General features: G+C 73.3%; 9 protein-coding genes. 5 read left to right on the top strand and 4 right to left on the bottom strand.

The genetic code is table 11. From position 1 onward, the window contains the following. Window positions 1-9: 9 nt before the first annotated feature. The 5 genes from HL054_RS15030 to HL054_RS15010 are packed head-to-tail and all read left to right on the top strand — an operon-like array spanning window position 10 to window position 5,191. Entirely contained in the window at window positions 10-1,479 is a 1,470-nt protein-coding gene (locus HL054_RS15030; protein ID WP_369139819.1) for a phytoene desaturase family protein, read from the top strand. Between the two features lie 56 nt (window positions 1,480-1,535). Next, window positions 1,536-2,045: a MarR family winged helix-turn-helix transcriptional regulator gene (locus tag HL054_RS15025; RefSeq protein ID WP_369139817.1), complete on the top strand. Its 510-nt coding sequence runs from the start codon at window positions 1,536-1,538 to the stop codon at window positions 2,043-2,045. Window positions 2,046-2,084: 39 nt separating this feature from the next. Further along, a complete protein-coding gene (locus HL054_RS15020; RefSeq protein WP_369139816.1) occupies window positions 2,085-3,770 on the top strand; it encodes an acyl-CoA mutase large subunit family protein in 1,686 nt (561 codons plus the stop codon). Window positions 3,771-3,796: 26 nt separating this feature from the next. Next, window positions 3,797-4,165 carry a VOC family protein gene (locus HL054_RS15015; RefSeq protein WP_369139815.1) on the top strand — a complete coding sequence of 123 codons (369 nt, stop codon included), beginning with the start codon at window positions 3,797-3,799 and terminating at the stop codon, window positions 4,163-4,165. Between the two features lie 51 nt (window positions 4,166-4,216). Then, window positions 4,217-5,191 carry a tetratricopeptide repeat protein gene (locus HL054_RS15010; protein WP_369139814.1) on the top strand — a complete coding sequence of 325 codons (975 nt, stop codon included), beginning with the start codon at window positions 4,217-4,219 and terminating at the stop codon, window positions 5,189-5,191. 115 nt (window positions 5,192-5,306) lie between these two features. On the opposite strand, the gene HL054_RS15005 is transcribed toward HL054_RS15010, so the two are convergent. From HL054_RS15005 to treS, 4 genes are all read right to left on the bottom strand, one after another. Beyond that, window positions 5,307-6,740, bottom strand: a complete 1,434-nt coding sequence (locus HL054_RS15005) for a neutral zinc metallopeptidase (protein ID WP_369139813.1) — start codon at window positions 6,738-6,740, stop codon at window positions 5,307-5,309. Window positions 6,741-6,918: 178 nt separating this feature from the next. After that, a complete protein-coding gene (gene glgB, locus HL054_RS15000; RefSeq protein ID WP_369139812.1) occupies window positions 6,919-10,101 on the bottom strand; it encodes a 1,4-alpha-glucan branching protein GlgB in 3,183 nt (1,060 codons plus the stop codon). Window positions 10,102-10,210: 109 nt separating this feature from the next. Next, a complete protein-coding gene (locus tag HL054_RS14995; RefSeq protein WP_369139811.1) occupies window positions 10,211-11,581 on the bottom strand; it encodes a maltokinase N-terminal cap-like domain-containing protein in 1,371 nt (456 codons plus the stop codon). After that, a complete protein-coding gene (gene treS, locus HL054_RS14990) occupies window positions 11,581-13,455 on the bottom strand; it encodes a maltose alpha-D-glucosyltransferase (RefSeq protein WP_369139810.1) in 1,875 nt (624 codons plus the stop codon). Before treS ends, HL054_RS14995 begins: the two co-directional genes overlap by 1 nt. Window positions 13,456-13,482 lie beyond the last annotated feature (27 nt).

The raw sequence follows: 13,482 nt of genomic DNA, 5'->3' as shown, positions 1-13,482 counted from the left end.
GATGGCCGGGTGAACGGGACCCCGGACGCCGTCGTCGTCGGAGCTGGGCCGAACGGGCTGGCGGCCGCGCTGCGGCTGGCCGCCGCCGGTCTGTCGGTGCGGGTGGTGGAACGCGGTGACCGACCCGGGGGCGGGCTGCGCACCGAGGAGCACATCCGGCCCGGCCACTGGCACGACATCTGCTCGACGGTGCACCCGATGGCCGCGGCCGCGCCGTTCTTCCGCGAGTTCGACCTGGCCTCCCGCGGGGTCCGGCTGCTGCACCCGGAGATCAGCTTCGCCCACCCGCTGGACGGCGGCCGGGCCGCGCTGTCGTTCCCGTCGATGGAGCAGACCGCCGACCGGCTGGGCGCCGACGCCGCCGGGTACCGGCGGCTGTTCGGCCCGCTGCTGCGGCACGCCGACGAGATCACCGACTTCTTCCTCACCTCGGCGTTCCGCCGACTGCCGGTCCGCGGCGCCCCGGCGATCGCCAGCTTCGGCCTGCAGGGGCTGCCGAACGTCACCTGGCTGGCCGACCGCTACTTCGACACCGACGCCGGCAAGGCGCTGCTGGCCGGCGCCGCCGCGCACGGGATGCTCGACCTCACCCGGCCGCTGACCGCGGCGCTCGGCATGTTCCTCGGGATGATGAGCCACCACCAGGGCTGGCCGCTGATCGAGGGCGGGTCGCAGAAGCTGGCCGACGCGATGGTCACCGCCCTGGAGCAGCAGGGCGGCGAGGTGGTCACCGGACACGAGGTCACCGACCTGCGCGAGTTCGCCGGGGTGCCCGCCGTGCTGCTGGACACCTCGCCCGGCGCGTTCGTGGCCATGGCCGGCAACCGGCTCCCCGAGGGCTACCGGCGCTGGGTGCGGCGGTACAAGCACGGCCCCGGTGTCTTCAAGATCGACTGGGTGCTGTCCGAGCCGGTGCCCTGGGCCAACCCCGACGTCCGCCGGGCCGGCACCATCCACGTCGCCGGCACCATCGAGGAGACGATCGCGGGGGAGTCGGCGCCGGCGCACGGGCGGCTGGCCGACAAGCCCTACGTCCTCGCCGTCCAGCCGACCGTCGTCGACCCGAGCCGTGCGCCGGCCGGGAGCCACGTCTTCTGGGCCTACGTGCACGTGCCGCACGGCTCGACGGTGGACATGACCGAGGCGATCGAGGCACAGGTCGAGCGGTTCGCCCCCGGCTTCCGGGACACCATCGTCGGCCGGCACACCATGCACGCCGCAGAGATGGAGCACTGGAACCCCAACGACGTGGGCGGGGACATCTCCAACGGCGAGGCGTCGCTGCGGCAGATGCTCGCCCGGCCCGTGCCCCGCTGGAACACCTACTCGACGCCGATCACGGGCACCTACCTCGCCTCGGCGGCCACCCCGCCCGGGCCGGCCGTGCACGGCCACTGCGGCGACAACGCCGCCCGGGTCGCGCTGAAGGAGGTCTTCGGCATCCGCAAGGCCCCGCGGCTGCGCCCCGCCCCGCGCTGACGCCCCGGGCCGGCGTCCGGAGGGGGTGTCCCGGCCCGGCACTAGCCTCTGCAGCCATGGTGCGACCGCTGGGCTTGCCCTTCGACCCGATCGAGCGCGCCGCCCAGACCTGGGAGCAGCGGTTCGGACCGGCCGCCTCGATGCGAGCGGCGACCAGCGTGTTCCGGGTGCAGCAGATCCTGCTGGCCCGCTTCGACGAGGCGCTCCGGCCGCACCGGCTCACCTTCGCCCGCTACGAGGTGCTGGTGCTGCTCACCTTCTCCCGCACCGGGCACCTGCCGCTGAAGGTGATCGGCAGCCGGCTGATGGTGCACCCGACCAGCGTCACCAACGCGATCGAGCGGCTGGTCGGCGCCGGGTACGTGGAGCGCCGGCCGAACCCCGCCGACGGCCGGGGGGTGCTCGCGGCGATCACCGACGCCGGCCGGGACGTCGTCCCGCTGGCCACCGAGGCGCTGACCGGCCAGGACTTCGGGCTGGCCGACCTGCCCGAGGACGAGCTGGACATGCTGTTCACGATCCTCCGGAAGGTCCGCCTCGGCGCCGGGGACGTCGCTGCCGACTGACCGTGGCCGCGAACTAGTTGGACGTCCTACCATCTGGCCATGACGGACTCCCCGGGCAGCGACGCCCGCAGCCGGTGGCAGCAGCGCTACGACGCCGCGCTGGCCGCTGGGCGGGTGCGCGACGCGGACTTCACCACGCTGTCCGGGCTGGACGTCGACCCCGCCTACGGGCCGGCCGACGAGGCCTCGGTGCCGGGGTTCGAGCGGATCGGCTGGCCGGGGGAGTTCCCCTACACCCGCGGGCTGCACGCCACCGGCTACCGAGGCCGGCTGTGGACCATCCGGCAGTTCGCCGGCTTCGGCAACGCCCGGCAGACCAACGAACGCTTCCGCTCGCTGCTGGCCGAGGGCGGCGGCGGGCTGTCGGTGGCCTTCGACATGCCCACGCTGATGGGCCGGGACTCCGACGACCCGCGGGCGCTCGGCGAGGTCGGGCACTGCGGGGTGGCGGTCGACTCCGCCGCCGACATGGACGTGCTCTTCGACGGCATCCCGCTGCAGGACACCACGACGTCGATGACGATCAGCGGCCCCGCCGTCCCGGTGTTCTGCATGTACCTGGTCGCCGCCGAGCGGCAGGGGGCGGACCTCGCGCGGCTCGACGGCACGCTGCAGACCGACATCTTCAAGGAGTACATCGCGCAGAAGGAGTGGCTGTTCGCCCCGGAGCCGCACCTGCGGCTGATCGGCGACCTGATGGAGTGGTGCGCGGCCGAGGTCCCGGCCTACAAGCCGATCTCGGTGTCCGGCTACCACATCCGGGAGGCCGGCTCGACCGCCGCGCAGGAGCTGGCGTACACCCTGGCCGACGGCTTCGCCTACGTGGAGCTCGGCCTCTCCCGCGGCCTGGACGTCGACGTCTTCGCCCCCGGGCTGTCGTTCTTCTTCGACGCGCACATCGACTTCTTCGAGGAGATCGCCAAGTTCCGCGCCGCCCGCCGGATCTGGGCCCGCTGGCTGCGCGACGTCTACGGCGCCCGCACCGCCAAGGCCCAGCAGCTGCGCTTCCACACCCAGACCGCGGGGGTCTCGCTGACCGCCCAGCAGCCGGACAACAACATCGTCCGGACGGCGGTCGAGGCGCTGGCCGCGGTGCTCGGCGGCACCAACTCGCTGCACACCAACGCCCTGGACGAGGTGCTCGCGCTGCCCAGCGCCAAGGCCGCGCAGATCGCGCTGCGCACCCAGCAGGTGATCGCCGAGGAGACCGGGGTGGCCAACGTCGCCGACCCGCTCGGCGGCTCCTGGTACGTCGAGGCGCTCACCGACGCCCTGGAGGCCGAGGCGGAGGCGACCTTCACCCGGATCCGGGAGATGGGCGGCGACGGCACGATGACCAGCGGCATCCTGCGCGGCATCGAGGACGGTTGGTTCACCGGCGAGATCGCCGAGGCCGCGTTCACCTACCAGCGGGCCGTGGAGAAGGGCGAGAAGAAGGTGGTCGGGGTCAACACGCTCACCGGCTCGGTCGACGGGAAGCTGGAGATCCTGCGGGTGGGCCACCAGGTGGAGGCCGACCAGCGGGCCGAGCTCGCCGCCCGGCGCACCAGCCGGGACGACGCGGCCGCCCGGGCCGCCGTCGCCCGGATGGTCGAGGTGGCCCGCGCCGGGGAGAACATGGTGCCGGCGATGCTGGACGCCGCCCGGGCCGAGGCCACGCTGGGCGAGATCTGCGACGCGCTGCGCGTCGAGTGGGGCACCTACACCGAGCCCGCCCGGTTCTGACGTACCCGTCGGGCACCCTGCCCGGCATGACCGACCTCGCCGCGCAGCGGCACCACGCCCTCGACTACGTCGAGCTGACCGTGCTCGACCTCGCCGACGCCCAGCGCTTCTACGCCGACGCCTTCGGCTGGGAGTTCACCGCGTACGGCGACGCCTACGCCGGCATCCGCAGCCGGTCCGGCGACGGCGAGGTGGGCGGCCTGGCCCTCGGCACCGAGGTGCGCCCGGGCGGCCCGCTGGTGCTGCTGTGGTCGGCCGACCTCGACGGCACGCTCGCGGCGGTGCAGGCCGCCGGCGGTCGCGTCGTCCGGGGGCCCTACGGCTTCCCGGGTGGCCGGCGGTTCCACTTCGCCGACCCGAGCGGCAACGAGCTGGGGGTCTGGTCACCGGTCTGACCTGCTCCGCCCGGTCCCGGCCGGTTGCCGGCGGGTGGGATGATCGAGGTCATGCAGCCCAACCGTCCCGCCCGAACCGATCCCCGGGCCGCTGCCCAGCAGGCCAAGATGGCGGCCTCGCTCGCCGGCGCGGTCGACCTCGCCGCCGTCCAGGCGCGCAACGAGGCGGCGGCCCGCGCCGCGGCCGCCCCGCCGCCGAGCGCCGCAGCCCCGGCCGGTACGCCGGGCAGCGCCGTCGTCGACGTCACCGAGGCCACCTTCCAGTCCGAGGTCCTCGACCGCTCCTTCCAGGTGCCGGTCGTGCTGGACCTGTGGGCCGAGTGGTGCGGCCCGTGCAAGCAGCTCTCCCCGGTGCTGGAGCGGCTGGCCACCGAGGGCGCCGGCTCGTGGGTGCTGGCGAAGGTCGACGTCGACGCCAACCCCGCGCTCGCCCAGGGCCTGCGCGTGCAGGGCATCCCGGCGGTCAAGGCCGTCTGGCAGGGGCAGCTGGTCGCCGAGTTCACCGGCGCCATCCCCGAGGACCAGGCCCGCCAGTTCGTCACCGAGCTCGTCGCCGCCACCTCCGGCGGGGCGGTGCCCGGCGTCGACGGCACCGACGGCGACCCGGCCGAGGCCGAGGACCCGCGGCTGGACGCCGCCGAGGCCGCGCTGGACGCCGGTGACCTGGCCAGCGCCGAGGCGGCCTACCGCTCGATCCTGGACGCCGAGCCCGACCACCCGGTGGCCGGCCTGGCGCTGCGCCAGGTGCAGCTCTTCCGCCGCGCCGAGGAGGCCGGGCCGGACGCGCTGGCCGCCGCCGAGGCCGCACCGGACGACGTCGCCGCCCAGGCCCGGGCCGCGGACTTCCTGCTCGGCACCGGTGACGTCGACGCCGCCTTCGGCTGGCTGCTGGACGTCGTCCGCCGCACCGCGGGCGAGGACCGGGACACCGCCCGCAAGCACCTGGTGGAGCTGTTCGGCATCGTCGGCGACGAGGACCCCCGGGTCGGCCCCGCCCGCCGCGCCCTGATGACCGCCCTCTTCTGACCGCCCCACTTTGATCAGGTGACCTGATCGAACGCCGTCCTCCCGCAGCAGCGTTGGTGCGGGAGGACGGTCTTTGATCAGGTCACCTGATCAGAGCTGGCCTGCAGAGGGGGCGTCAGGCGCCGATGTCGCAGGGGGCCAGGCCCTCGAAGACGCCGCTGCGGAAGACGTCGACCAGCTGGAACCCGGTCAGCCCGCTCTCGGCGAACACCTCCGGGTCGTCGCTGTACTCGAGCAGGAACGACACGCTCTCGTCGGCGTCGCCGGGGGAGATGCTCAGCACCGTGCTCTGCCCGTTGAGCACCCCGGCGGTGAAGGCACCCACCAGGCAGACGGCGGAGCGGATCGCGTCCTGGTCGTCGGTGGACAGCCCGAGCTGGTCCCGGACGGAGAGGCCGTAGGGGATGCCGATCGCGGTCATGACGGCGTAGTCGCCGCCCGCCTCGCTCTCGTAGAGCGGCCCGGTGAGGTCGGTCTGGTCGAAGTTGACGGTGTCGTCGTCGGGGCAGAAGACGAGGTCGGTGTCCGGCCGCTCGCCGCCGCACTCCGGGGCCTCGCCGTCGAAGGCCTCCAGCGTCGGGGCGGTGAAGTCCTCACCGAGCTGGTCGAAGGCGGCCTGGAAGAACTCGGCGAACCCGTCGGTGGCGAACAGCTCGACGGTCTGCTCGTAGGGGGCGTTGCCGCTGGTCGCGATGTCGGCGTCGCTGAACTCGCGCTGGGTGTACGGACGGTCCTGGCCGAACTCGTCGCGGCAGGCGGTCGGGCCGTCGTCGAAGCCCTGCTGGAACGCCGAGACGCGGTCGAAGTACGACCCGTGCGCCTCGCCCTCGTTCAGCCCGGTGCCGACCGGGTCGCGCAGCAGCAGGTAGCCGCGCAGCACGTCGTCCAGCTCGGCCGGACGGATGGTGTTGTGCGGGGCGTTGCCGTCGGCGACCCACGCCGTCCACGCCCCGGCGAAGCAGTCGGCCTGGGTCTCGATCGCGATCGACGCCTGGAACGGGTAGCCGACCCGGCCCTGGATGGCGTGGCCGAACTCGTGGGCCATGACGAGGGCGGGGATGAACCGGCCGTAGCCCTCGCTGCCGCCGCTGCCGAACGCCAGCTCGTCGAGGAACGCGCGGTCGTACTGGATGGCGTCGCCGTTGGGGTAGTCGCCGCTGGCGCTGCAGTAGAAGGCGTTGTCCTCCACCGACTCCGGCGGCTCGCCGCAGCCGATCTGGCCGTTCGGGTACTGCGCCGGGTCGACGTCCCGCGGGTCGACCGAGTAGTAGCCCCCGGCGAGCGGGGTGAAGTCCTGGTCGAACGTCGGCGGGAACTGCTCGGTCCAGTAGGTGTTCAGGTCGGCCAGCGCGTTGCGGGCGATCCGGTCGACGTCCCCGTCGCTCGCGCCGGCGATGGGGAACTCCTGCGCCGTGACGTCGCCGGCGATGCCGGCTGCCGGGCTGCCGTCGCCGTCGATGAGCGTGACCGCGCACCCGGTGAGCAGGGTGGCGGCCGCACCGGCGCCCAGGACGGCGCGCAGCAGGGCCCGGCGGGGCGAGACGGACATGGGCTCCCGATCGGTCGGGCCGCCCGACCCGGCGGCTGCGTGTCTCCATCCTGCCGGACCCTGCGCGGACCGGCGACGGCTCGGCGCGCACCGACGGTGGGGCGAACGGCGAAGGGGCGGAGCCCGCAGGCCCCGCCCCCTCGTCCGTCCAGCCCCGGTCCGGCCGGCGCCCGCCGGGTCAGCGCTCGGCGGACCCCGCCTCGAGGCCGGTGCCCGGGCCCTCGGCCAGCCCGGAGGCCTCGGCGGCCGCGAGCTGGGCGGCGTCCGCGGGCACGCCGTCGTCGGGCAGCTCGGGCTCGGGGCCCTCGTGCACGAACCACACCGTCGCCAGCGGCGGCGCGGTCAGCGTGGCCGACCACGGCTGGCCGTGCCAGGACTCCGGCACCGCGTCGACCCCGCCGAGGTTGCCGACGCCCGAGCCGCCGTAGCCCTGGAAGTCGGTGTTCACCAGCTCACGCCAGCGGCCGCCGCGGGGCAGGCCGATCCGGAAGTCGGCGTGCGGCTGCCCGGAGAAGTTGGACACGCACGCCAGCACCTGCCCGCCCTTGCCGTAGCGCAGGAAGGTCAGCGTGTTGCCACCGGCGTCGTTGGCGTCGATCCACTGGAAGCCCGCCGGGTCGACGTCCTGGCTCCACAGCGCCTCGGTGTCCTTGTAGACGGTGTTGAGGTCGCGGACGAGGTCCAGGACGCCGCGGTGCGCCGGGTCGTCGAGGTGCCACCAGTCCAGCGACCGGCTCTCGGCCCACTCCGACAGCTGGCCGAACTCCGAGCCCATGAACAGCAGCTGCTTGCCGGGGTGCGCCCACATGTAGCCGAGGTAGGCGCGCAGGTTGGCCAGCTGCTGCCACCGGTCGCCCGGCATCTTCCGCAGCAGCGAGCCCTTGCCGTAGACGACCTCGTCGTGGCTGATCGGCAGCGTGTAGTTCTCGGAGAACGCGTAGACCAGCGAGAACGTGAGCTGGCTGTGGTGGAAGCTGCGGTACACCGGCTGCTTGGACATGTAGCCCAGCGAGTCGTGCATCCAGCCCATGTTCCACTTGAAGCCGAAGCCCAGACCGCCGAGGTAGGTGGGCCGGGTGACGCCCGGCCACGCGGTCGACTCCTCGGCGATGGTGACGACGCCGGGCACCTCGCGGTAGACGGTCGCGTTCATCTCCTGCAGGAACGCCACCGCCTCGAGGTTCTCCCGGCCGCCGTACTGGTTCGGCGTCCACTGCCCGTCGGGGCGGGAGTAGTCCAGGTAGAGCATCGAGGCGACGGCGTCGACCCGGATGCCGTCGACGTGGAACTCCTGGGCCCAGTACAGCGCGTTGGCGACCAGGAAGTTGCGCACCTCGGGGCGGCCGAAGTCGAAGACGTACGTGCCCCAGTCCAGCTGCTCGCCTCGGTTGGGGTCGGGGTGCTCGTAGAGCGGGGTGCCGTCGAAACGGGCCAGCGCCCACTCGTCCTTGGGGAAGTGCGCCGGCACCCAGTCGACGATGACGCCGATGCCGGCCTGGTGGGCGGCGTCGACGAGGTAGCGGAGGTCGTCGGGCGAGCCGAACCGCGACGTCGGGGCGTAGTAGGAGGTGACCTGGTAGCCCCAGGACCCCCCGAAGGGGTGCTCGGCCAGCGGCATGAACTCCAGGTGGGTGAACCCGGCGTCCTTGACGTAGGCGACGAGCTCGTCGGCCATCTCGCGGTAGGACAGGCCCTGCCGCCAGGAGCCGGCGTGCACCTCGTAGACGCTCATCGCGCGCTCGTGCCACTTGCCGTCCGCGCGGGCAGCGAGCCACTCGTCGTCACCCCACTGGTGGGTCGACGTGGTGACGACCGACGCGTTGGCCGGCGGCACCTCGGTGGCGAACGCCATCGGGTCGCTCTTGACCCGCCACTGGCCGTCGGCGCCGAGCACGTGGAAGCGGTAGCGGGTGCCCACCGCGGCACCGGGCACGAAGATCTCCCAGATGCCGGAGGAGCCCAGCGACCGCATCGGGTAGGCGCGGGCCTCCCAGTAGTCGAAGTCGCCGGTGACCTTCACGCCCCGGGCGTTGGGCGCCCAGACGGCGAAGGAGACGCCCTCGACGACGCCACCGGGGGTCTCGTAGCTGCGCACGTGCGAGCCCAGGACGGTCCACAGCTTCTCGTGCCGGCCCTCGCGCAGCAGGTGCTGGTCGATCTCGCCCAGCGTGGGCAGCCAGCGGTACGGGTCGTCGACCAGGTAGGTGGCGGTGCCGTTGGCGCCGTCGGGGTAGACGACCTCGATCCGGTAGTCGCCGGGCTGCTGGGGGAGCCGGGCCTCGTAGACCCCGCCGCGGAAGACCTGCTGGGCCTCGTAGCGGCTGCCGTCCTGGTCGACGACGACGACGGCGACGGCGTCGGGCCGCAGCGTGCGGACCGCCCAGCCGTCGGGCACCCGGTGCGCGCCCAGGACGCCGTGCGGGTCGAAGGACCAGCCGTCGACGACGGCGGCCAGCGCGTCGTGGTCGACCTCGGCGCCGCGGGGGGTCGCCTCGGCCGGCACCGACGTGCTCACCGGCGCCTCTCCGTCCGGGAGCGCCGCGACCAGCTCGGCGGCGGCCGGCTCCGGCGCCTGCTCCGGCGCCGGGGGCAGGTCGGTGACCTCACCGGTCGCGAGGTCCGCGGTGGTGACGTCGGCGCCGGTGACGCCGCCGGCGGGGGACGACGTCCCCGAGGTCCCCGACGGCCCTGCCGTGCCGGACGACCCGGCGGACGGGGAGGTGGCGGCGGGCGTGGACGACTCGTCGGTGGACGGTGCCTCGACCGGCACGGTGTCCGGGGCCAGCTCGTCGCCGGGGTTGGACGCCGTCTCCGCGGGCGAGCTGCCACCGGTGCCGGCGTGCCGGCCGTCGGCCGGCGCCTGCGGGGTGTTCGGCTCGGCCGGGTCCGGGCTCGGCGGCTCGGGCTGCGGGGCCGAGGGCGCCGACGGGTTGCCGGGCTCGGCGATCGGGGCCGGCGCGACGACCGGGGTGGCGGTGACCTTCTTGGCCGCGGCCTTGCGGGTCCGCTTGGCCGGTGCCGCCGCGGCGTCGGGCCCGCCGTCGGCCGCCGGGGCCGCCGTCTTCGCGGCGGCCTTGCGGGTGCGCTTGGCCGGTGCCGCCTCCGCCGGGGCGGTGCCCTCGACGACGGCGTCGCCCAGCGGGGCCGCGGCGGTCTTGCGGGTGCGCTTCGCCGGTGCGGCGACGGCACCCGGGGCGGCCTTCGCGGCGGCCTTGCGGGTGCGCTTGGCGGGTGCGGGCTCCACCTCGGCGGCGGCCTGCACCGCCGCGGTCTTCTCCTCGACGCGGCGGGTGAGCTCGGCCTTGTCGGCGGGCTGCTCAGGCGTGTCGGTGCCCGGAGGCTGCGTGTCGTCGGTGCTCATGGCGGTCCTTCCAGGTCCTTCGTGGTCCTTCGTGGTCGTCCGGGTGTCCAGGCCCCGGTGCAGGGTCCCGCCGCGAGCCTGCGAGCGGTGGGGGGCACCGGGTCCTTCTTCAGTCGCCGGAGGTCAACCGGGACAGCGAGCTGAGCGGGATCATCAACCAGTGCGGCCGGTTGCGCGCCTCGTAGACGCACTCGTACACCGCCTTGTCGGCCTCGAAGGCCCGCAGCAGCGCGGATTCGCCCGACAGTGTGATGCCCCCGGCCGCGGCGGAGTAGCCCGTGCAGAACGCCGTCCGGTTCCGCTCGGCCCACTCCTGCGCGCGGTAGGCGCGCTGCGGGTCGCCGGGCTGCTCGACCAGCATGTGCCGGGCGGCGTAGTCGAAGGAGCGCAGCATCCCGGCGACGTCGCGCAGCGGGGTGTCCAGCTCGCGGCGGTCGGCCAGCGGCCGGGCCGGCTCGCCCTCGAAGTCCAGGACGATCCAGCCGCTGGTGGTGCGCAGCACCTGGCCCAGGTGCAGGTCGCCGTGCACCCGCTGGCGGACCACCGGCTCGTCGGTGCCGGCGACCGCGGCGTAGAGCGCCCGCAGCGCGTCGGCGTGCTCGGCCAGGTCGGGGACCACGGCGAGCGCGGCCTCCAGCCGGCCGGACATCTGACCGGCCAGCGCGGCGTACCAGTCGCGGTCGGCGGGCTCGGTCGGCAGCACCTGGGCGAGGTCGGCGTGGACCGAGGCGGTCGCCTCGCCCAGCCGCTCGCTCTCGCCGGCGAAGTCGCCGCCCACCTCGTCGGCGTGCAGGTCGGCCTCGGCGTAGAGGTCGCGGACGCTGGAGGTGGCCAGCCGCCAGCCGTCGCTGGCGTTGGGCACGAAGGTCTGCAGCATCGCGACCGTGGCCGGCTCCGCGCCGGCCGGGTCGTCGATCTCGATGTGCCCGAGCAGCGGGGCGATGTGCTTGTTCTCGGTCCGCCGCAGTGCGTCGTGGATCTCCACGTCCGGGTTCAGCCCGGGCTCCAGCCGGCGGAACAGCTTGAGGATGGCGACCTCGCCGTAGACCAGGGACGTGTTGCTCTGCTCGGTGGAGATGACGTCGCCGGGCAGCCCCTCGGGGATGTAGGCGACCCCGGCCGGGTGGAAGTGCATCGGTCCCACGGTCGAGGCGGCCACCAGGTGGGTCAGCCACGGCACCGTCGCGTCGCGGTCGCGCATCGCGTCGTAGGCGTAGTTCTCCCCGTGCGAACCGGGGACCGCACCGACGAACGCCCCGGACAGCTCCTCGGCCGGGGAGTCACGCCAGGACAGCGGGACGAGGTAGGTGTCGGCGTGCCCGTCGGTGTAGGTGATCCGCACCCGGTGCACCGAGAGCGCGGGGTCGGACTGGTCGAGGAAGAAGCCCTCCTCGCTCACAGACGCCCACTCGCGGCCCTTGCCGCCGAACCACCGCTGATGGGGCATCCAGTCGGCGAGCATGTCGGTCAGAGCGCTCATCAGGCTTCTCCGTGGGTCGTCGTGGTCGGGGCCTCGGCGCCGAGGCCGCCGCTGCCGGCGGGGGCGTCGGTCGCGCCCACCACGCCGGCGTCCAGCAGGGACTGGGCCACGCTGCTGCTGACGGTGGTCTCCCAGCTGTCGTCCTCGTCGGTGGCCGGCACGGCCGGCTTGGACAGCTCGAACCAGTAGAAGCCGTGGCCGGCGAGGGTGAGCATGTAGGGCAGGACGCCGATCTGCGGGAACTGCACCCGGCCGGTCAGCTCGACCGGCGTGTAGCCCTCGAAGCGGCGCAGGTCCAGCTCGACCGGCTGCGGGAAGCGCGACAGGTTGTTGACGCAGAGCACCACGTCGTCGCCGAACTCGCGGACGAAGGACAGCACCGTCGGGTTCCGGGAGCTGATCTCGGTGAAGCTGCCGACGCCGAAGGTCGGGTGCTGCTTGCGCACGGAGATCATCGTGCGGATCCAGTGCAGCATCGAGTTGGAGTTCCTCAGCTGGTTCTCCACGTTGGTCACCTGGAACCCGTAGACCGGGTCGGCGATCAGCGGCAGGTGCATGCGCTGCGGGTCGGCGGTGGAGAACCCGCCGTTGCGGTCCGGCGTCCACTGCATCGGGGTGCGGACGCCGTCGCGGTCACCGAGCCAGATGTTGTCGCCCATGCCGATCTCGTCGCCGTAGTACATGACCGGTGAGCCCGGCAGCGACAGCAGCAGCGCGGTGAACAGCTCGAGGGTGTCGAGGTCGTTGTCCAGCAGCGGGGCCAGCCGGCGGCGGATGCCGATGTTGGCCTTCATCCGGGGGTCCTTGGCGTACTCCCCCCACATGTAGTCCCGCTCCTCGTCGGTGACCATCTCCAGGGTCAGCTCGTCGTGGTTGCGGAGGAAGACACCCCACTGGCAGTTCTCCGGGATCGCCGGCGTCTGCGCCATGATCTCCGAGATCGGGAACCGCTGCTCTCGCCGGACGGCCATGAACAGGCGCGGCATCACCGGGAAGTGGAAGGCCATCTGGCACTCGTCGCCGTCCTCGCCGAAGTACTCGACGACGTCGGCGGGCCACTGGTTCGCCTCGCACAGCAGCACCCGGTCGGGGTACTCGGCGTCGACGACCTTGCGGACCTTCTTGAGGAACTCGTGGGTCCGGGGGAGGTTCTCGCAGTTGGTCCCCTCCTCCTCGAACAGGTAGGGGACGGCGTCCAGCCGGAAGCCGTCGATGCCCAGGTCCAGCCAGAAGCGCAGGGCGTCGATGATCGCCTCCTGCACCTTCGGGTTCTCGAAGTTCAGGTCGGGCTGGTGGCTGAAGAACCGGTGCCAGAAGTACTGCTTGCGCACCGGGTCGAACGTCCAGTTCGAGCTCTCGGTGTCGACGAAGATGATCCGGGCGTCGGCGTAGCCGGTGTCGTCGTCGGCCCAGACGTAGAAGTCGCCGTACGGGCCGTCGGGGTCGCTGCGGCTGGCCTGGAACCAGGGGTGCTGGTCCGAGGTGTGGTTCATGACGAAGTCGATGATCATCCGCATGCCCCGGGCGTGGCTCTCGGCGATCAGCTCCTTGAAGTCCTCGATGTCGCCGAACTCCGGCAGCACCGCGGTGTAGTCGCTGACGTCGTAGCCGCCGTCGCGCAGCGGGGAGGCGAAGAACGGCGGCAGCCACAGGCAGTCGACGCCGAGCCACTGCAGGTAGTCGAGCTTGCCGATCATGCCCCGCAGGTCGCCGATGCCGTCGGCGTTGCTGTCGGCGAAGCCGCGGACGAGCACCTCGTAGAAGACGGCGCGCTTGAACCACTCGGGGTCGCTGCCGGGGGAGGGCAGCGCCGACGGGCCGGCCGACTGATCGCCCGCGGTGGAGGTCGACTGGGCGGGGACGGGGAGGGTCATGGGAAGGGGTCCTCGCTCACTGGGCTG

The sequence above is a fragment of the Modestobacter versicolor genome, assembly GCF_041028285.1.
GTDB lineage: Bacteria > Actinomycetota > Actinomycetes > Mycobacteriales > Geodermatophilaceae > Modestobacter > Modestobacter versicolor_A.
The sequence above is the reverse complement of the archived record's forward strand: the minus strand, read 5'-3'. Positions and strand labels throughout refer to the sequence as shown.

Coding starts and splice junctions, on each gene's coding strand:
- HL054_RS15010 (WP_369139814.1), top strand. CDS start 4,217: ATGCAGCCCAACCGTCCCGCCCGAACCGATCCCCGGGCCGCTGCCCAG.
- treS (WP_369139810.1), bottom strand. CDS start 13,455: ATGACCCTCCCCGTCCCCGCCCAGTCGACCTCCACCGCGGGCGATCAG.
- HL054_RS14995 (WP_369139811.1), bottom strand. CDS start 11,581: ATGAGCGCTCTGACCGACATGCTCGCCGACTGGATGCCCCATCAGCGG.
- HL054_RS15005 (WP_369139813.1), bottom strand. CDS start 6,740: ATGTCCGTCTCGCCCCGCCGGGCCCTGCTGCGCGCCGTCCTGGGCGCC.
- HL054_RS15020 (WP_369139816.1), top strand. CDS start 2,085: ATGACGGACTCCCCGGGCAGCGACGCCCGCAGCCGGTGGCAGCAGCGC.
- HL054_RS15015 (WP_369139815.1), top strand. CDS start 3,797: ATGACCGACCTCGCCGCGCAGCGGCACCACGCCCTCGACTACGTCGAG.
- glgB (WP_369139812.1), bottom strand. CDS start 10,101: ATGAGCACCGACGACACGCAGCCTCCGGGCACCGACACGCCTGAGCAG.
- HL054_RS15025 (WP_369139817.1), top strand. CDS start 1,536: ATGGTGCGACCGCTGGGCTTGCCCTTCGACCCGATCGAGCGCGCCGCC.